The sequence below is a fragment of the Streptomyces sp. NPDC060028 genome, from assembly GCF_042736725.1.
Lineage (GTDB): Bacteria > Actinomycetota > Actinomycetes > Streptomycetales > Streptomycetaceae > Streptomyces.
In genome coordinates this window covers 193,177-210,023 of record NZ_JBHWVJ010000002.1, presented here as the reverse complement: position 1 = coordinate 210,023, position 16,847 = coordinate 193,177, and the positions used below count along the sequence as shown (strand labels likewise).

General features: G+C 73.0%; 15 protein-coding genes and 1 tRNA gene. 10 read left to right on the top strand and 6 right to left on the bottom strand.

Annotated elements, in window-relative coordinates; genetic code table 11:
- Nucleotide 1: 1 nt before the first annotated feature.
- Nucleotides 2-1,423 carry a family 2B encapsulin nanocompartment shell protein gene (locus ACFWBF_RS02065; protein ID WP_385593690.1) on the bottom strand — a complete coding sequence of 474 codons (1,422 nt, stop codon included), beginning with the start codon at nt 1,421-1,423 and terminating at the stop codon, nt 2-4.
- A gap of 281 nt (nt 1,424-1,704) precedes the next feature.
- Here ACFWBF_RS02065 and ACFWBF_RS02060 point away from each other — a divergent pair, with 281 nt between their 5' ends.
- Entirely contained in the window at nt 1,705-3,006 is a 1,302-nt protein-coding gene (locus ACFWBF_RS02060; RefSeq protein WP_385593687.1) for a hypothetical protein, read from the top strand.
- A 20-nt stretch (nt 3,007-3,026) separates the two neighbouring features.
- Here ACFWBF_RS02060 and ACFWBF_RS02055 read toward each other — a convergent pair whose 3' ends face one another.
- On the bottom strand, nt 3,027-4,205 hold the full coding sequence (locus ACFWBF_RS02055) for a family 2 encapsulin nanocompartment cargo protein terpene cyclase (RefSeq protein ID WP_385593685.1): 1,179 nt from the start codon (nt 4,203-4,205) through the stop codon (nt 3,027-3,029).
- Nucleotides 4,206-4,485: 280 nt separating this feature from the next.
- Here ACFWBF_RS02055 and ACFWBF_RS02050 point away from each other — a divergent pair, with 280 nt between their 5' ends.
- Nucleotides 4,486-5,904 (top strand): family 2B encapsulin nanocompartment shell protein, encoded by a 1,419-nt coding sequence (locus tag ACFWBF_RS02050; protein ID WP_385593682.1) that lies wholly within the window; start codon nt 4,486-4,488, stop codon nt 5,902-5,904.
- 235 nt (nt 5,905-6,139) lie between these two features.
- On the top strand, nt 6,140-7,816 hold the full coding sequence (locus ACFWBF_RS02045) for a glycoside hydrolase family 71 protein (RefSeq protein WP_385593679.1): 1,677 nt from the start codon (nt 6,140-6,142) through the stop codon (nt 7,814-7,816).
- Between the two features lie 89 nt (nt 7,817-7,905).
- On the opposite strand, the gene ACFWBF_RS02040 is transcribed toward ACFWBF_RS02045, so the two are convergent.
- Nucleotides 7,906-8,295, bottom strand: a complete 390-nt coding sequence (locus tag ACFWBF_RS02040; protein ID WP_385593676.1) for a YybH family protein — start codon at nt 8,293-8,295, stop codon at nt 7,906-7,908.
- A gap of 115 nt (nt 8,296-8,410) precedes the next feature.
- Here ACFWBF_RS02040 and ACFWBF_RS02035 point away from each other — a divergent pair, with 115 nt between their 5' ends.
- Both ACFWBF_RS02035 and ACFWBF_RS02030 read left to right on the top strand, forming a co-directional pair.
- Complete coding sequence (locus ACFWBF_RS02035) at nt 8,411-9,301, top strand: LysR family transcriptional regulator (protein WP_385593673.1); 891 nt, start codon at nt 8,411-8,413, stop codon at nt 9,299-9,301.
- A gap of 37 nt (nt 9,302-9,338) precedes the next feature.
- Nucleotides 9,339-10,505: an aminotransferase class V-fold PLP-dependent enzyme gene (locus ACFWBF_RS02030; protein WP_385593671.1), complete on the top strand. Its 1,167-nt coding sequence runs from the start codon at nt 9,339-9,341 to the stop codon at nt 10,503-10,505.
- Here ACFWBF_RS02030 and cobF read toward each other — a convergent pair.
- Nucleotides 10,492-11,244, bottom strand: coding sequence for a precorrin-6A synthase (deacetylating) (cobF, locus tag ACFWBF_RS02025; protein WP_385593668.1), 753 nt, complete (start codon nt 11,242-11,244; stop codon nt 10,492-10,494). The genes ACFWBF_RS02030 and cobF overlap by 14 nt on opposite strands.
- A gap of 18 nt (nt 11,245-11,262) precedes the next feature.
- Between cobF and ACFWBF_RS02020 the strand changes: the two genes are divergently transcribed.
- From ACFWBF_RS02020 to ACFWBF_RS02005, 4 genes are read left to right on the top strand one after another with little or no spacing between them, the layout of a single operon-like run.
- Nucleotides 11,263-12,027, top strand: a complete 765-nt coding sequence (locus tag ACFWBF_RS02020) for a (Fe-S)-binding protein (protein WP_385593665.1) — start codon at nt 11,263-11,265, stop codon at nt 12,025-12,027.
- The gene (locus ACFWBF_RS02015; protein WP_385593662.1) at nt 12,024-13,535 is read left to right on the top strand and encodes a lactate utilization protein B; all 1,512 of its coding nucleotides are present in this window, start codon (nt 12,024-12,026) and stop codon (nt 13,533-13,535) included. The genes ACFWBF_RS02020 and ACFWBF_RS02015 overlap by 4 nt, the downstream gene beginning before the upstream one ends.
- Nucleotides 13,532-14,167 carry a lactate utilization protein C gene (locus ACFWBF_RS02010; RefSeq protein ID WP_385593660.1) on the top strand — a complete coding sequence of 212 codons (636 nt, stop codon included), beginning with the start codon at nt 13,532-13,534 and terminating at the stop codon, nt 14,165-14,167. Before ACFWBF_RS02015 ends, ACFWBF_RS02010 begins: the two co-directional genes overlap by 4 nt.
- Before the next feature lie 4 nt (nt 14,168-14,171).
- Nucleotides 14,172-14,567 carry a VOC family protein gene (locus ACFWBF_RS02005; protein ID WP_385593658.1) on the top strand — a complete coding sequence of 132 codons (396 nt, stop codon included), beginning with the start codon at nt 14,172-14,174 and terminating at the stop codon, nt 14,565-14,567.
- A gap of 96 nt (nt 14,568-14,663) precedes the next feature.
- On the opposite strand, the gene ACFWBF_RS02000 is transcribed toward ACFWBF_RS02005, so the two are convergent.
- Nucleotides 14,664-15,152, bottom strand: a complete 489-nt coding sequence (locus ACFWBF_RS02000; protein ID WP_385593655.1) for a DUF309 domain-containing protein — start codon at nt 15,150-15,152, stop codon at nt 14,664-14,666.
- Nucleotides 15,153-15,260: 108 nt separating this feature from the next.
- On the opposite strand from ACFWBF_RS02000, the gene ACFWBF_RS01995 reads away from it, so the two are divergent.
- Nucleotides 15,261-15,337: transfer RNA gene (locus tag ACFWBF_RS01995), tRNA-Pro, on the top strand.
- A 28-nt stretch (nt 15,338-15,365) separates the two neighbouring features.
- Here ACFWBF_RS01995 and xerC read toward each other — a convergent pair.
- Nucleotides 15,366-16,766: a tyrosine recombinase XerC gene (xerC, locus tag ACFWBF_RS01990; RefSeq protein ID WP_385593652.1), complete on the bottom strand. Its 1,401-nt coding sequence runs from the start codon at nt 16,764-16,766 to the stop codon at nt 15,366-15,368.
- Between the last annotated feature and the right edge of the window lie 81 nt (nt 16,767-16,847).

Below are 16,847 nucleotides of genomic sequence, written 5' to 3'. Positions count from 1 at the left end.
CTCAGTCCTCGAAGCGGGAGATCTCTACGTTCTCCAGCACCCCGACCGCGTCGGGGACCAGGATCGCCGCCGAGTAGTACGCGGTGACCAGGTAGGAGATGATCGCCTGTTCGTCGATGCCCATGAACCGGACGGACAGGCCCGGCTGGTACTCGTCGGGCAAGCCGATCTGGTGCAGGCCGACGACCCCGTCGTTGTCCTCACCGGTCCGCAGGACCAGGACCGAGCTGGTCCGCTCCCTCGTCACCGGGATCTTGTTGCAGGGCAGCAACGGGACCCCGCGCCAGGTGGGCAGCCGGTGGCCCTGGAAGTCGACGCTCTCCGGGTACAGGCCCCGGCGGCTGCACTCGCGCCCGAAGGCGGCGATCGTGCGCGGGTGGGCCAGGAAGTACTGCGATCCGCGCCGGCGGCTGAGGAGTTCGTCCATGTCGTCGGGGGTGGGCGGGCCGGTGCGGGCGTAGATCCGCTGTTCGTAGTCGGCGTTGTGCAGCAGCCCGAACTCGGCGTTGTTGATCAGCTCGCTTTCCTGGCGCTCCTTCAACGCCTCGATGGTCAGGCGCAGTTGCTGCTCCGACTGGTTCATCGGCTGGTTGTAGAGGTCGGCGACCCTGGTGTGCACGCGCAGCACCGTCTGGGCGACGCTGAGTTCGTACTCGCGAGGGCTCAGGTCGTAGTCGACGTACGTGCCGGGCAGGCTGACCTCCCCGGTGTGACCGGCGGACAGGCGGACCGCGTCGCTGCCCCGGCGGCCGAGCCGCTCGGCCTCCAGATAGGCCTCGGAATGCCGCCGCAGGGCGGGGGAGGCCTCCAGCGCGGCGGCCCAGTCACCCCGGTTGTACGTCATCGTCACCACGTCGGTCAGGGCCCGCGCGGTGAACTCCCAGCGCGCGTCGGGAGCGGGGTGGTGGCCGAAGTGGTCCCCGTCGCTGAGCACGCCCAGGCTCGCCTCGTCCCCGTAGCCGCCGGTGCCGAGCTGCTCGATGCGGCCGTGGGCGACCAGATAGATCTTGCCGACGGGCTCGCCGTGCCGGACGATGACGTCGCCCTTGCGGAACTCCTCCTTGACGAACCGGTCGGCGATCGACTTGACCACCGCGTCGTCGGGGAAGTGCCGCAGCATGCCGAGCTCGCGCAACATCGCCGGGATGACCTGGAGTTCGGTCCCCGTCTTGACGAAGCTGATGCGGCCGTCTCCGAGCGTGTAGCTGACGGTGCGGTTCACCCGGTACGTGCCGCCGCCGGTCTGGACCCAGGGCAGGATCTTCAGCAGCCAGCGGGAGCTGATGCCCTGCATCTGCGGGGCGGACTTCGTGGTGGTGGCCAGGTTCCGGGCGGCCTCGGTACTGAGGCTGCGGCGGGTGGCGCTCTGCTCGGCGGCCGGATCTGCGGTGGCGTTCTCTTCGGTGGTCGGGTCGAGGGGCATGCGGGTCTTCCTCTCGGTCGGTCGTCCTGAGCGGTCGCGCGGGGTGTCGCGGCGGGGGCGCGCGGAGTGCGGGGTGATCGGCAGGAACGATCCAGCTGCCCGGGCGGGATCTCCCGTGCTCCCGCACGCCAGGGGGTGCGCGGTGTGACCGTGCGCCACGGTGCGCACAGGTCCTAGTTAGGGGCAGGATCGTCTCTGCCGGTACGTCCGCTTCCACCCCACCCTGTTGAATGTCCACCTGTGTTGAAGCACTGGACACGTGTACGAACTGGGCGGTTCTGATGGCCAAGCGTGAACCCAACGGAAAGCTCCGCACCCTCCTCTCCCACGCCCGCTGGAGCGGGCAGGACTTCGCCCGCGCCGTCAACGGCGTCGCGGCCGAGGCAGGTCTCACCCTGCGTTACGACCGGACCTCCATCTCCCACTGGCTCGCGGGCACCCGCCCGCCGGCGCACGTCGTCGCCCTCGCCGCCGAGGCCCTGAGTCGGCGGACCGGCCGCCGGGTCAGTCCCGCCGACACCGGACTCTCCCGCTCCGGGGCGGCCCGGGCGCGGGACCTCCCCGACGACGGGTCCCACGACGGGTCCCACGACGCGGCCGGGCTGTTCGGCGAGGTCCCCGTCTACTCCAGCGCCTGGCGTCCTCCCGGGGAGCCCGACGCGGCCCCCGGGCAGGGCGAGCCGCGCTCCGGGGAGCGGATCGGGTCGCGCCACGTCCAGGCCGCCGACGCCCTGCTGCCGGTGCTGCGGGGCGCCGACATGATGTTCGGCAGCGGACAGGTCCGGCCCGCCCTGACCGCGTACCTGAGCACGACCGTCGCCCCCTGGCTGCGCGCGGCGGCGCCGCCCGCGGTACGCCACCGGCTCCTCGGCAGCGCCTCGCGGCTGGCCTACACGGCCGGGTTCCTGTACTTCGACGGCAACCAGCACGGCGTGGCCCAGGCCTACTACCGGGCGGCCCTGAGGCTGGGCCGGGAGGCGGGGGACCCGCAGTGCTACGCGCCCGTGCTGCGGGGCATGAGCGTGCAGGCGCACCAGCTCGGCCACCACAAGCAGGCCTGGGAACTGGCAGAGGCGGCGGCCCGCGAGGTTCCCCGGCTCCCCGGGATCCAGGCGGCGTTCGTCACGGGACAGCTGGCCGTCGCGGAGGCGGCGTGCGGCGACCGGCGCGCGGCCCTGGCCCATCTGGCCGGCGCGCAGCGGCTGCTGGAACGCGCGACGGGACAGCGCGCGCCGATCGGCGACTACCACCGGGCGGCCCTGCACCACCAGCAGGCGGAGGCGCTGGCCGCGCTGGGGGACATCGGGGGAGCGATATCCGCGCTCGCCGCCTCGCTGCGCCACCGCCCGGCCGAGGAGCGCCGGGCCCGCGCCATCACCGCGGCCCGGCTGGCTGAACTGCTGTTGCATCAGGGGCACTTGGAGCGGGCCTGCGCCGCCTGGCACGAGATGCTCGACATGGTCTCGCAGCTGGAGTCCGCGCGGGTGGACGAGGCCCTGCGCCGGCTGCGCGGCCGCCTCCGCGCGGTGCGCGGCAACCGCACCGCGCAGGCGCTGCTGGTCCGGGTGGGCGCCCTGGCCTAGTGCTGTGGCCGGTCGCAGCACTAGGCGGGTGCGGGGGCCGACGCCGATGCTGCTGCGGGTGCGTAACGGGGGCTGGTGGCGTGCCACTCCTTCGCGCCGCCCATCCAGTTCCACACGCCCTTGAGGAAACGGCCCAGTTCGGGTGAGCCGAGGACGGCCAGGGCCGCCGACTCCGCCTCCACGGTGTGCATGATCTCGTCGTGGATCGCGGCCGTACGGTTCACCGCCTCCTGGAGCGAGCAGTGCTCCTCGGCCGCGATCAGACGGGGGAGGCTGGTGTCGCAAGGTCCCTCGCGGGCCATCGAGTACAGGTCGTTGAGCAGGCAGGTGGCCACGCCCGCGTACATGTACGTGCGCCGCACCCGCGCGTCCGCGAACTCCCGCGCGGGCACCTCGTAACCGCCGACCGGATCGGTCAGGACCATGCAGGGGAAGAAGCCGTTCTCGTACCGGTGCACCAGGTACTCCCAGACCGGCGGCCGGCGGCCGGACACCCGCCACTGCGCCTCGTGGCCGTACCCGACGAACATCACGGCCAGCTGGTACCGCAGCCGGGTCACCTGGGTGGGGGAGGCGAAGCGGGCGAGGTGCTCCAGGGAGGAGCGGAAGGCACGCACCACCGGCTCGGCCGCCACCCGCTCCTCGAACTGCCGCCCGTAGCGCGCCGGCAGTCGCACGGGGTCCACCACGGCGTGCGCGAGCGCGGCCCGCGCGCCGATCAGGCGCGGGTCCGCGTCCTCGCCCTCGTCGACCCAGTGATCGTCGACGGCCCATTCGGCGAGCCCGCACTTGGCGGCGGCCAGCAGCCGGTCGGCGTCGTCGCAGTCCGGATGCGCCAGCATCATCAGCCGGCCGAACCGGCACGCGCGCAGCCGCTCCAGCCGGCCCCGGTAGATGCCGATCCCGGCGGCCCACCGGACCAGCCGCTCGTCGACCACCTCCGCGAGGGCCGGATCGTCCCGCAGGGCGTCGGGGCAGTACAGCGGGGGGATGGTGATCCCCGGGGCCGGGGCCGGGGCCGGGGCCGGGGGCGCCCCGTCGTCCGTACGGGCGGCGGTGCGTCCGTACGCCGGTGCCCGGCCCAGTCCGCCCGGGCCGCCGAGCAGCAGCCCGAGCACATCCTCGGGGGCGCGGTCGGGAGCGGGATCAGGGGCGGGATCAGGGGAGAGATCGGGGGCGGGATCGGGGGCGTGGTCCATGGATCCTCCTGCGGGTCGGCGCACCCACCCATGGAGCGGGGGCCGCCCCGGGCCGGTAAGTCCCGCCGCGGGGCGGGCCTGTTGAAGATCCGGCGGTGTTGAAAGCCTGTACGGCTGTTCGCCTCGCACACACCCCCGGTAGCTCGCACTGGAGTGCAGGACTTCAACCTCCCGGGATTTTCAACAGCCCCCTGACCCCGGCGGGTACCGCGGATCAACCCCCTCGCCCGACGGTGAGCGTGCACCGTTCCGCGACCGCCGAGCAGGGAGGAACCCCGGCATGACCCCAGAGGCGCAGCCACCACTCCTGGATCCCGCCGACGACCGGCAGCTGAGCCTGAGCACCGCCGCGGCCCGCAATCTCGCGACGACCACCAAGTCCGTGCCCCAGATGCAGGGGATCAGCTCGCGCTGGCTGCTGCGGATGCTGCCCTGGGTGCACCTGGGCGCGGGCACCTACCGGGTCAACCGCCGGCTGACCCACGCCGTCGGACGGGGCAGGGTCGCCTTCGTCCAGAGCGGCGCCGACGACGTGCGCGTCCTCGCCCCCACCCTCGCCGAGCTTCCCACCCTCAAGGGCTTCGCCGACACCGGCGTACTGGAGGAACTGGCCGCCCGCTTCGTCAAACGCGACCTGCGCGCGGGCGATGTCCTCGTGGAGGCCGGCGCTCCCGTCGGCGAGGTGTTCGTCATCGCCCACGGCCGTTTCGAGAAGAGGGCGGAGGGCAAGTACGGCAGCCCCGAACTCCTGGGCGTCGTCACCGACGGCGACCAGCTCGGCGACGACGCTCTCGGCCAGGCCGACCCGAGCTGGGACTACACCGTCAAGGCCGCCACCGCCGGGACCGTCATGGTCCTGCGCTGGAGTTCCTTCCAGGAGGTGCTGGGGCGCGCGGCGAGCCTGCGGGCCCACCTGGAGCAGTACGTCGAGAACGGCCGCCGCCCCGTCAACCGGCGCGGGGAGGCCGACATCGAGCTCTCCTCCGGCCACGCCGGCGAGGCCCGCCTGCCCGCCACCTTCGTCGACTACGAGCTGAAGCCGCGCGAGTACGAGCTGAGCCTCGCCCAGACCGTGCTGCGGATCCACACCCGCGTCGCGGACCTCTACAACGACCCGATGAACCAGTTCGAGCAGCAACTGCGCCTGACCGTGGAAGCGCTGCGCGAGCGCGAGGAGTCGGAGCTGCTCAACAACCGGGAGTTCGGGCTGCTGCACAACGCCGACTACGGCCAGCGCATCAGCACCTGGTCCGGCCCGCCCACCCCCGACGACATGGACGACCTGCTCAGCATGCGGCGCGGCACCAGGTTCTTCCTCGCCCACCCCAAGGCCATCGCCGCCTTCTTCCGCGAGTGCAACAAGCGCGGCATCGCCCTCGACACCGTGGAGACCCACGGCAGGAAGGTGCCGTCCTGGCGCGGTGTCCCCGTACTGCCCTGCGGCAAGATCCCGGTCGTCGGCGGCCACACCAGCTCCATCCTGGCCCTGCGCACCGGGGAGGAGAACGAAGGAGTCGTCGGACTGCGCCCGGCCGCGATCCCGGAGCAGATCGAACCGGGGCTGAACGTCCGGTGCATGGGCATCGACCAGAAGTCGGTCATGTCCTACCTGGTCAGCGCCTACTACTCGACGGCGATCCTCGTGCCCGACGCGATCGGGGTCCTGGAGAACGCCGAGATCGCCACCGCGCGCTCCTGACGCGCGGGGGCCCGGCCCCGGGGCCCCGTCCACGCACTGTCGGCGCCTGCGGCCCGACCGGCGCAGGTGGAGCGGGCGCAGCCGAAGGACAAGAAGCGGTCGGCGTAGTTCCGGTGGTCCCCGTGACGTACGTGCCACGGCCCTGCCACCGGCGAACAGTTGTCCGCGGGCCGGTAATCCGCTCTACTGCTGGGCAGCCGCACACGCGGGCATATTCCGGGGAGGGGACACCACGATGCATGCAGCGGACCGGCCATCGCACCGGCGGCGCTCGCGCTTCCGGGGCCGCAGACCGCTGCTGACCCTCCTCATCACCGCCTTCCTCCTCGTCGGCGTCTGCGCCGCCACCGGAATCGCCTGGGACCCCTTCACGGCTGCCGACCGGCACGACCGCTCCGGCCCCGGCATCGGCGAGCCCTGGTCGGCCGGGCCCGGCGGCAGCCCGGCCCCCGACGGCTCCGCGACTCCCACGCCGACCGCGAGCGAGGGCGGCAAGGAGACCGGCGGGGCAGAGACCGAGAGCGCGCCGGACACCGGCGCCGAGCGCCCCACCGGTGCGCTGCCCTTCGACATGCCCCAGCCGGCCGCCCTGCGCGCGGGCGGCGCCGGCAAGAAGCTGGTGTTCGCCCACTACTTCACCCCGTACCCGCTCTCCCTCGACAACGCGAGCGCGGACGGCGACTACTACACCCGCAACTACCTCGACCCCCGGGGAGAGAGCGGGAAGCACCAGCGTTACGGCGGCCTGCTGCGCGACCGGCCGCTGCCCGTACCGCCCAAGAGCGGCGGCTGGGAGCTGGCCAACCTCCAGCAGGAGGTGCGCACCGCCCGCGCCGCGGGCATCGACGGGTTCACCCTCGACATGCTCTCCCTCTCCGGGCAGAACCGTGACCGCTCCCACCTCCTGATGGAGGCGGCCCGTTCGGTGGACCCGGCCTTCAAGGTCATGCTGATGCCGGACATGACCTCGCTGAAGACCGACGACCCGGGGGTGCTCGCCGACGCCGTCGCGGAGCTCGGCAAGGCCCCGGCCGCGCACCGGCTCGCCGACGGCCGGCTCGTCGTCTCCCCCTTCAAGGCCGAGGAGAAGAACCCGGCCTGGTGGAGCCAGGTCATGGACATCCTGCAGTCCCGGCACGGCATACGCACCGCGCTCGTCCCGCTCTTCCTGCAGTTCGACGCCAACAACGCGGCCTTCGCCCCGATCAGTTACGGGTTCTCCGAGTGGGGAAGCCGCAGTTACGTCGGCCAGGAGGGCGCCAAGGCCGACGTGCAGCGGTCCCACGGCATGGGCAAGATCTGGATGCAGCCCGTGTCGGTCCAGGACGCCCGGCCCAACCAGGGCATCTACGACGAGGCGGGCAACACCGCCACCCTGCGCACCACATGGACGCGCGCCATCGACGACGGCGCCGACTGGGTGCAGCTGACCACCTGGAACGACTACTCCGAGGGCAGCCAGTTCGCGCCCTCCCTGCACAACGGCTACGCCTACCTGGACCTGACCTCGTACTACCTGACCAGGTTCAAGACGGGCGCCTGGCCGAAGATCGTCCGCGACACCCTCTACCTCACCGCCCGCACCCAGTTCGCCGCCGCCGACCCGACCGGGTCCCAGTCCCTGGTGATGACGCTGCGCAAGGGCAGCGCCCGGGCCCGGGACACGGTGGAGGTGCTCAGCTTCCTCACCGGGTCCGCGAGCGTCCGCACCGCCGTCGGATCGGCCAAGGGCACGTACCAGGCCCCGGCCGGCCTCCACTGCGAGCTGCTCCCGCTGGGCACGGGCACCAGCTCGGCGGCCGTACTGCGCGACGGGAAGCCGGGGGCGGGCGTGCGGCTGCCGTACCCGGTGGACCGCACGGTGGACGTCCAGGACCTCCAGTACCACGCGGCCACCAGCGGCCGGGAGTAGGCCGGACCGGGCCCGCCGCGGACCGTGTGCCGGCGGACCCGGCGCCTGCGGAGGCGGCCCGCGGCCCGCGGCCCGCGGTCCCCGTCCGCCTAGGCGGACGGGTCGGAAGCGGCGACGGTCGCGAACTCCGGCTGGTCCAGCAGGCGCAGCCAGCTGCCGTCGGCCTGGCGCCGGACGACCTGGGCGCGGGCGCCCGCGCCGTCGTTCGGCGGGGTGGAGGTGAGGGCGATGCCGTCGCTGAGCAGGGTCGGGAGCGGGGTCTCCTGCTCGAAGCGCGGGCGGTGGGACAGCACCCCCTCCCACAGCGCCCGGATCGCTTCCCGGCCCACCGTCAGCTCGCCCGGCGGGTAGGCCATCACCGCGTCCTCCTCGTACAGGGCGGCGACCCCGGCCGCGTCGCCCGCGTTGGACCGCTCGACGAACAGGCGGGTGATGTCCTCGGGGTGCATGGCCTTCTCGTACGTCGCGTACTGCGACATGGATTCCTCCCGGTGCTTCCCGCCGGCGTCTCCGGCTTCTTCCGTGCTCCAAGCCTCGCGGCCAGACGATCAGAAGTCCAACAGCTGGTTCTGATCACAGCTAGAATCTGTAGTCATGGATCTGAGGCAGCTCGAATACTTCGTCGCGGTCGCCGAGGAGCGGAACTTCACCCGCGCCGCCGAGCGCGTGCACATCAGCCAGTCCGGGGTAAGCGCCCAGATCCGCCGGCTCGAACGGGAGCTCGGCGCCGAGCTGTTCGACCGCTCGGGGCGCGCCGCCACCCTCACCACGGCCGGGAAGGCCGCCCTGGAACACGCCCGGGCCGCGCTCGCCGCCGCCGGGGCCGTCGGGCAGGCGGTGGGGGAGGTGACCGACCTGATCCGCGGCCGCCTCACGGTCGGGATGGTCATCGGCTGCACCGTCACCCCGCTCTTCGACGCCCTCGCCGCCTTCCACGGGGCGCACCCCGGCGTGGAGATCTCACTGCTGGAGGACAATTCCGACCGGCTCGTCCACGCGGTACGGGCCGGCGCCGTCGACCTGGCCCTGATCGGCAGCGCGGCCACCACCCCCGAGGGGCTGGAGGCGCTGACCATCATCAGCGAACGCCTGGTCGCGGCCGTGCCGCCCGGGCATGCCCTGGCCCGGCGGCAGCGGGTCGGCCTCCGAGACCTGAGCGAGCACCCCGTCGTGTCCATGCCGCCGGGCACGGGCCTGCGTACCGTCTTCGACCAGGCCTGCGCCGCGCAGGGCATCCAGCCCGCCATCGCCCTGGAGGCCAGCGCCGCCGACGCCATCGCCGACCTGGCCGCGCGCGGGCTCGGGGTCGCCGTGCTCAGCGCCTCGATGGCGGCGCACTACGCGGACCGGCTCGTCGCCCGTACCCTCGACGACGTCGAGATCCCCGCCCTGCTCTCCCTGGTCTGGGCGGACACCCGCGGTCCCGCCGTCCGGGAACTGCTCGCGCACTGCCGGCGTGCCTTTGCGCCGGGCGACAGGGGATGATCGCAGCGACAACCGCGCCGCATCCCCGGAGGTCCACTTGAGCGAGTCCCTACGCACTGCTGCTGCCCGGTACCCGGCCGAATTCCCCGGCGGGCGGGCCCTGTTCCGACTCGATCCCGACATCGCCCACCTCAACCACGGCTCCTTCGGCGCCGTACCGCTGCCCGTGCAGGAGATACAGGCCGAGCTGTGCGCGCAGGCGCACGCCGACCCCGACAGCTTCTTCATCGGAGTCCCGGAGCGGCTCGCGCAGGCCCGGGGGCGGATCGCCGCACGGCTGGGCGCCGACCCGGACGGGCTCGCGTTCATCGCCAACGCCACCGAAGGCGCCAACCTCGCCCTCGACGCCATCCCCCTCGCCGACGGCGACGAGATCCTGGTCACCGACCACGGCTACGGCACCGTCGTCGCGGCCGCCGCCCGCCGCGCGCCCGTCACCACCGTCGCCCTGGACCCGCTCCTGCCCGACGAGGACGCCGTACGGGAAACCGTGCTGGCCGGACTCACCCCGAGGACCCGGGTCGCCGTGCTCGACCACATCAGCTCGCCCACCGCCCGGGTCATCGCCTCCCCGCGGCTCCTCGCCGACCTCGCCGACCGGGGCATCACCACCGTCGTCGACGGCGCCCACGCCCCCGGCATGCTCGCCGACCCGCTCGCCGGCGGCGCCGACTTCTGGTTCGGAAACCTCCACAAATGGGGCTACGCCCCGCCCGGCAGCGCCCTCCTCGCCGTCGCCCCGGAGCAGCGCGGCCGCATCCGGCCGCTCGTACCCTCCTGGGAGGACGAGCACGGCTTCCCGCGGTCCGTCGAGAACCGCGCCACCACCGACTACACCGGCTGGCTCGCCGCCCCCGAGGGCCTGGACCTGCTCGACCGGCTCGGCGCCGCCGAGGTCCGGGCCCACAACAGCGCGCTGGCCGCCCACGGCGCGGACCTGCTCGCCGAGATCCCCGGGCTGACCCCGCTCCCGTACACCGACGGGCTCGCCATGCGCAGCCTGCGGCTGCCGCCCGGCGTCGCCGAGACCCACGCGACCGCCCGCGCCCTGCGCGAGGAGCTCGCGGCGCGGCTGCGGATCCGGGTGCTGATCTGGCCGTGGCCGGGCGGCGGCGGGATCCGGATCTGCGCGCAGGTCTACAACCGCGCCGAGGAGTACGAGCGCCTCGCCGCGGCCTTCGGGGAGTACGTCAGCCGCGCCTGAGCAGGTACGTGTCCATGATCCAGCCCTTGCGGGCGCGGGCCTCGGTGCGCAGTTCCTCGATGCGGCCGGCGACCTCCGCCAGCTTCCCCGAGACCAGGATCTCGTCCGGGGTGCCGACGTAGGCCCCCCAGTAGATGTAGAGGTCCTGGTCGAGGTGGGCGGTGAAGGCGTGCCGCGCGTCCAGCATCACCACCACGTCGTCCACGTCCTGCGGCCAGCCCGCCGCGAGCCGCCGGCCGGTGGTGATCTGGACCGGGCGCCCGACCCGGTTCAGGTTCGTGCGGTGCCGGGCCAGCAGCGAGGAAATGCTGCTGATGCCCGGCACCACCTCGTGCTCGAAGGCGACGCGGCCGTGCTCCAGCACCTCGTCGAGGATCGCGAGCGTGGAGTCGTAGAGGGACGGGTCGCCCCAGACCAGGAACGCCCCGGTCTCGCCCTCGGCCAGGTCCTCGGCGATGAACCGCTCGAAGATCTCGGCCCGCGCGCTGCGCCAGCCGTCCACGGTCGGGGTGTAGTCGTCCGGGGTCCGGTCCCGGTCCGGGTCGCGGCCCTCCACCAGCCGGTGGCCGGGACGGGCGTGCGCGTCGAGCATCGCGCGCCGCAGCCCGGTCAGATCCGCCTTCTCCTCACCCTTCTCCAAAATGAGGAATGCGTCCGCCGCGCCGATCGCCTTGACCGCCTGGAGGGTCAGGTGGTCCGGGTCGCCCGCGCCTATGCCGATCACTGAGAACTTCTTCACGGCGCTATTGTGCCCGTCATGCGCGTCGCCCTGTTCGTCACCTGCGTCAACGACGCGCTGTACCCGCGGACCGGCGTCGCCGTCGTACGTCTGCTGGAGCGCCTCGGGGTGGAGGTGGACTTCCCGGCGGCCCAGGGCTGCTGCGGGCAGCCGCAGTACAACACGGGCTACCGGCACGAGGCGCAGCCCCTGCTGCGGCGCACCGCCGGGGCCTTCGCCGGGTACGCGTACGTGGTCACCCCGTCGGGCTCCTGCGCGGCGATGATCCGCGAGCACTACCCGCGCATGGGGCGCAGGGCGCAGGCCGAGGGGCAGGGCGGCGCACTGACCGCCCTGGCCGAGGACCTCGCCCCGCGGGTGTACGAGCTGACCGAGTTCCTGGTCGACGTGCTCGGGGTGATCGACGTCGGCGCGTACTTCCCGCACCGCGTCACCTACCACCCCTCCTGCCACGGCCTGCGCGGCCTCGGGCTCGGGGACCGGCCGCGGCGGCTGCTGGCCGCGGTGGGCGGTCTGGAGCTGGTCGAACTGCCCGGGGCCGAGGAATGCTGCGGCTTCGGCGGGACCTTCGCCGTCAAGAACCCGGACGTGTCGGCCGCGATGGGCACCGACAAGATCGACAACGCGGCGGGCACCGGCGCCTCCGTGCTGTGCGGGGCCGACAACTCCTGCCTCGCCCACCTGGACGGCATCCTGCGCCGGACGGGATCGACGGGAGCCCCGCTGCGGGCGCTGCACCTCGCCGAGATCCTGGCGGCGACCGAGGAGGAACCGCTGCGATGACGGACACGGGAAGTACGGGAAGTACGGGAAGCACGGGGACCACGGGGACCCACCTGGGCATGCCGGCCTTCCCCGCGGCGGCGCGGGAGGCCGTACGGGACGAGGTACTGCGCGCCAACCTCCGCCGCGCCACGCACACCATCCGGGACAAGCGGGCCCGCGCCGTCGCGGAGCTGGCGGACTGGGACCGGCTGCGCGCCGCCGGGAAGGCGGTCAAGGACCATACGCTCCGTCATCTCGACCGGTACCTCGTGCAGTTGGAGGAGGCCGTCACCGCGGCGGGCGGCACGGTCCACTGGGCCGTCGACGCCGACGAGGCCAACCGCATCGTGACCGGGCTGGTCCTGGCCACCGGTGAGCGGGAGGTGGTCAAGGTCAAGTCCATGGCCACCCAGGAGATCGGGCTCAACGAAGCTCTCGAAGCCGCCGGGATCGCCGCATACGAGACCGATCTCGCCGAGCTGATCGTGCAGTTGGGCCACGACCGGCCCTCCCACATCCTGGTCCCGGCCATCCACCGCAACCGCGGCGAGATCCGCGACATCTTCCGCGCGGAGATGGGCGGTTGGGGGCGGCCGGCGCCGCAGGAGCTGGGCGACGACCCGCGCGAACTGGCCGAGGCGGCCCGCCTCCACCTGCGCGAGAAGTTCCTGCGCGCCAAAGTCGCCGTGTCCGGCGCCAACTTCATGGTCGCCGAGACCGGCACCCTGGTCGTCTTCGAGTCCGAGGGCAACGGGCGGATGTGCCTGACCCTGCCCGAGACGCTCATCTCGGTGGTGGGCATCGAGAAGGTGGTGCCGACCTTCCGCGACCTGGAGATCTTCCTCCAGACCCTGCCACGCTCCTCCACGGCCGAGCGGATGAACCCGTACACGACCATGTGGACGGGCACCACCGACGGCGACGGCCCCACCGCCTTCCACCTCGTCCTCCTCGACAACGGCCGCACCGACACCCTCGCCGACGAGGTCGGTCGCCAGGCCCTGCGCTGCATCCGCTGCTCCGCCTGCCTGAACGTCTGCCCCGTCTACGAACGCGCCGGCGGCCACGCCTACGGCTCCGTCTACCCCGGCCCCATCGGCGCCATCCTCAGCCCCCAACTGCGCGGCACCGCAAGCGGGATCGACGCCTCGCTGCCCTACGCCTCCACCCTGTGCGGGGCCTGCTACGAGGTCTGCCCGGTCGCCATCGACATCCCCGAGGTACTCGTGCACCTGCGCGAACGGGTGGCCCAGGGCGGCCCGGTGACCCGCGAAGGCGTCCGGGTCCGCATCCGCCCCGCGCGCGGGCACGCCGCCGAGCGCTACGCCATGCGCGCGGCGCGCCTCCTGCTGGACCACCCGGGCGCGCTGCGTGCGGGAGAGCGGCTGCTGACCCGGGCCCGGCGGTTTCGCCCGCGTCGGCTGCCCGGGCCGGGGCGGGCGTGGACCGACAGCCGCGAGCTGCCGGACATCCCGGCGGAATCCTTCCGCGACTGGTGGGCGCGAGAGCGGGGCACGGGCCGATGAGCAGCAGGGACCGCATCCTGGGCCGCATCCGCCGGGCGGTGGCGGAGCCGACCGGCCCCGACCCGGAGATCCCCCGGGACTACCTCCGGGTCCACGGCCTGCGCACCCCGGCCGAGACCGCCGGCCTCCTCGCCGCGAACCTGGCCGAATACCGGGCGAAGGTCCACCGCACCCGCGAGGACGGCCTCGCGCTCCTGCTCGCACGGCTCCTGGCCGAGCGGGGCGCGCGGACGGTGCTCGTCCCGCCCGGCCTGCCCCCGCACTGGCTGAGCGCGGCCGACCCGGTCCGGGTCCACGACCGCGCGGGCGCCACCCCGTACGAACTGGACGCCGTGGACAGTGTGGTGACCGGCTGCGCCCTGGCCATCGCCGAGACCGGCACGATCGTCCTCGACGGCGGCCCGGCGCAGGGCCGCCGCCGCATCACCCTCGTCCCCGACCACCACATCTGCGTGGTCCGCGTCCCGGACCAGGTGGTGGACTCCGTACCGCAGGCCCTGCCGCTGCTCGACGCGACGCGCCCGCTGACCTGGATCTCCGGCCCCTCCGCCACCAGCGACATCGAACTCGACCGGGTGGAGGGCGTCCACGGCCCCCGCACCCTGGAGGTCGTACTCCTCGACGCACAATAGGGTCATGCCCTCCCACATCGCCCTCACCGCCCTGGTCGTCAACGACTACGACGAGGCCATCGACTTCTACACCCGCGCCCTCGGCTTCGACCTCGCCGAGGACACCGCCCGCCCGGACGGCTCCCGCTGGGTCGTCGTCCGCCCGCCGGGCGCGAAGGAGACCGCGCTGCTGCTGGCCCGCGCCAAGGACGACGCCCAGCGCTCCCGGGTCGGCGACCAGACCGGCGGCCGGGTCGGCTTCTTCCTCTACACCGCCGACTTCGCGGCCGACCACGCCCGCATGACCGCCGAGGGCGTCCACTTCCTGGAGGAGCCGCGCCACGAGACGTACGGCTCGGTCGCGGTCTTCGAGGACCTGTACGGCAACCGCTGGGACCTCCTCCAGCCCGCCGCCTCCTAGCGCGTCCGCCTTGCGATGACGCACCCGGGGGCACCTCCCGGGGGGCCGGGGGGAGCCGGGGGAGCCGCGCCCCGGCACACCTCTCCGGCCCCCGCGCTAGAGCGCCAGCCTGGGGGCCTCGGCCGCCGCCTCGACGGCCGCGCCCTCGTCCACACGCCGGGCCAGCTCTCCGGCCCAGCGGATCAGCCCCGGTACGTCGATCCCGTACGCCGACGCGAGGCCCGCGGCCACCGTGTCCGCCCCGGCCAGCGCACCGGCCCCGCGCCGCAACAGCCGCGCTCCGCCGACCGCGTTCCCGCGCGCGGCGTGCGTCAGCCCGACCGCGAGCTGCGCGAGGCCGCGCCACAACGGGGCCGCCTCCCCGGGCCCGGACTTCCAGGCGTCCTCGAACACCTCGTGCGCGTGGAACGGCATCCCGGCGTCCAGCAGCCGCTGCGCCTGCGCCACGGTCTCGCCGGGCGACCGCACCACCCCCTCGGGCTGCCGCTCCACCCCGGGCGCCCCGTACGGCAGCGGCCGCCCCAGCCCGTCCCTGGGCCGCGCACTGCGCGCCCGCCCCTCACCGTCCCGATCCCGTGCGTTCACCCCCTCATCCTGCCCCGCCCCGATTACCGGTGCATGCACACCCCTCTGCGTGGGGTAATGTTCTGCATGTGCCGCCGGGACGGGGGAAACCCCAGATCAGAAGCACATCGGGACGTGGCGCAGCTTGGTAGCGCACTTGACTGGGGGTCAAGGGGTCGCAGGTTCAAATCCTGTCGTCCCGACCATGCTTTACGCAGGTCGGAGGCCGTTCTCTCACACATGAGAGGACGGCCTTTTCCATGCCCGGAATGCTGGTGGTCGCAGTGTGGTCGCACGCCCGCTTCGGGGCTGGTTCGCCATGGCGCTGAACGCGGGCGGGGCGGGGGAGCGGAGCCGGTTGAGGGCTTCGCGGAGGTGCTGGATGTGGTCGCGTGGTGGTCGCAGCCGATCCAGCCAGGTCCGTCGGTCGTTTCGTTTCTGAACCCGGGTGAGGGTGTGGTCGATGGTGTCGACGGCTTCGCGGGCGGCTTGTTGGGTGAGGTGGCTGTAGATGTTGGCGGTGGTCGACAGGGTGGAGTGCCGCAGGGTCTTGGAGACGACGGTAAGGGGGACGCCGGCGGTGATGGTGATCGTGGCGGCCAGGTGCCGCAGGTCGTGAACCGTCACCCGCGGTACGCCAGCCTCTTTGGAGAGTTGCCGGAGCCGGTCGAGGACGGTGTGTGGTCGCAGGCGTCGGCCGTCAGGTCTGCAAAAGACGAGCCCGGTGAATGGATCGCTGGCGTCGCTGTGGCGGCGGGCCCTTGACCGGGCCCGGTGCTCGAGTGCGGTGGCGACGCGGGGTGAGACGGCGACCCAGTTCCGACTGGTACGGGTCTTGGGCGTGGTGATGACGAGGTGGTTGTTGTCGATCGCGGAGAGCGTGCAACGTACATAGAGGACACGCTCGGCCAGGTGGACGTCGTCCCAGTGCAGACCGAGGGCCTCTCCTTTGCGCATGCCGGTGCCGATGAGGAACTCGAACAGGTCAGCCATCTCCGGGTCTACCTGATGGCAGTGCTGGAGGAAGCGGACAGCCTCGTCGGCGGTCCAGATCCGTCGCTCGGGCGACGGTGGCCGGTGAAGTGCCGGGGGACTGGCGGGGTTGTGGGCGAGGCGATGTTGGCGGACCGCGTCACCGAGAGCGCTGGAGAGGGTGGCCAGGCAGCGGTAGAGGGTGGTCTTGCCGCGGCCTGCGGTGAGCTCGCCGGTGACGAACGCCGCGATGTGACGGTGCCCCAGCTCGTCCAGCTTCAGGGTCCCGAAGGCGGGCGCGAGATCGTTGTGCACGTAGTCCCGGTAACGCGCCATGGTGGTCGGCTTGAGCACGAGCGCCTTCGCGGCCAGCCATGCGGTCAGGTAGGCGGCGACGCTCTGGTTCGGGTCGGCGTTGAACCCGCCGGCCTCGCCCTCCAGGAACCTCCGCAGCGCCCCCTCGGCCGCCTCGTGGCTGCCGAATCCGCCACGGCGGACGGTCGTCCGGCGGTGGCGCGGTGCCGGGACGTCGACCGCGAAGGTCCACGTCCCATGATCACCGTCAGCGAACAGGTGCGGGCAGCGTGCTCCGAATTGGTGACGCAATGTGTCGCGGCAGCCACACCTCCGGTAGATGCGGCCGCGCTCGCCGGTGGTACGCATAGGGATCGCCTCCAGAAGGCGGAGGAAAGGTCGACACCTCCATTCTCGTGCGACCACCCGCGACCACCACGACCCATGCGC

Coding starts and splice junctions, on each gene's coding strand:
- ACFWBF_RS02065 (WP_385593690.1), bottom strand. CDS start 1,423: ATGCCCCTCGACCCGACCACCGAAGAGAACGCCACCGCAGATCCGGCC.
- ACFWBF_RS02060 (WP_385593687.1), top strand. CDS start 1,705: ATGGCCAAGCGTGAACCCAACGGAAAGCTCCGCACCCTCCTCTCCCAC.
- ACFWBF_RS02055 (WP_385593685.1), bottom strand. CDS start 4,205: ATGGACCACGCCCCCGATCCCGCCCCCGATCTCTCCCCTGATCCCGCC.
- ACFWBF_RS02050 (WP_385593682.1), top strand. CDS start 4,486: ATGACCCCAGAGGCGCAGCCACCACTCCTGGATCCCGCCGACGACCGG.
- ACFWBF_RS02045 (WP_385593679.1), top strand. CDS start 6,140: ATGCATGCAGCGGACCGGCCATCGCACCGGCGGCGCTCGCGCTTCCGG.
- ACFWBF_RS02040 (WP_385593676.1), bottom strand. CDS start 8,295: ATGTCGCAGTACGCGACGTACGAGAAGGCCATGCACCCCGAGGACATC.
- ACFWBF_RS02035 (WP_385593673.1), top strand. CDS start 8,411: ATGGATCTGAGGCAGCTCGAATACTTCGTCGCGGTCGCCGAGGAGCGG.
- ACFWBF_RS02020 (WP_385593665.1), top strand. CDS start 11,263: ATGCGCGTCGCCCTGTTCGTCACCTGCGTCAACGACGCGCTGTACCCG.
- ACFWBF_RS02015 (WP_385593662.1), top strand. CDS start 12,024: ATGACGGACACGGGAAGTACGGGAAGTACGGGAAGCACGGGGACCACG.
- ACFWBF_RS02010 (WP_385593660.1), top strand. CDS start 13,532: ATGAGCAGCAGGGACCGCATCCTGGGCCGCATCCGCCGGGCGGTGGCG.
- ACFWBF_RS02005 (WP_385593658.1), top strand. CDS start 14,172: ATGCCCTCCCACATCGCCCTCACCGCCCTGGTCGTCAACGACTACGAC.
- xerC (WP_385593652.1), bottom strand. CDS start 16,766: ATGCGTACCACCGGCGAGCGCGGCCGCATCTACCGGAGGTGTGGCTGC.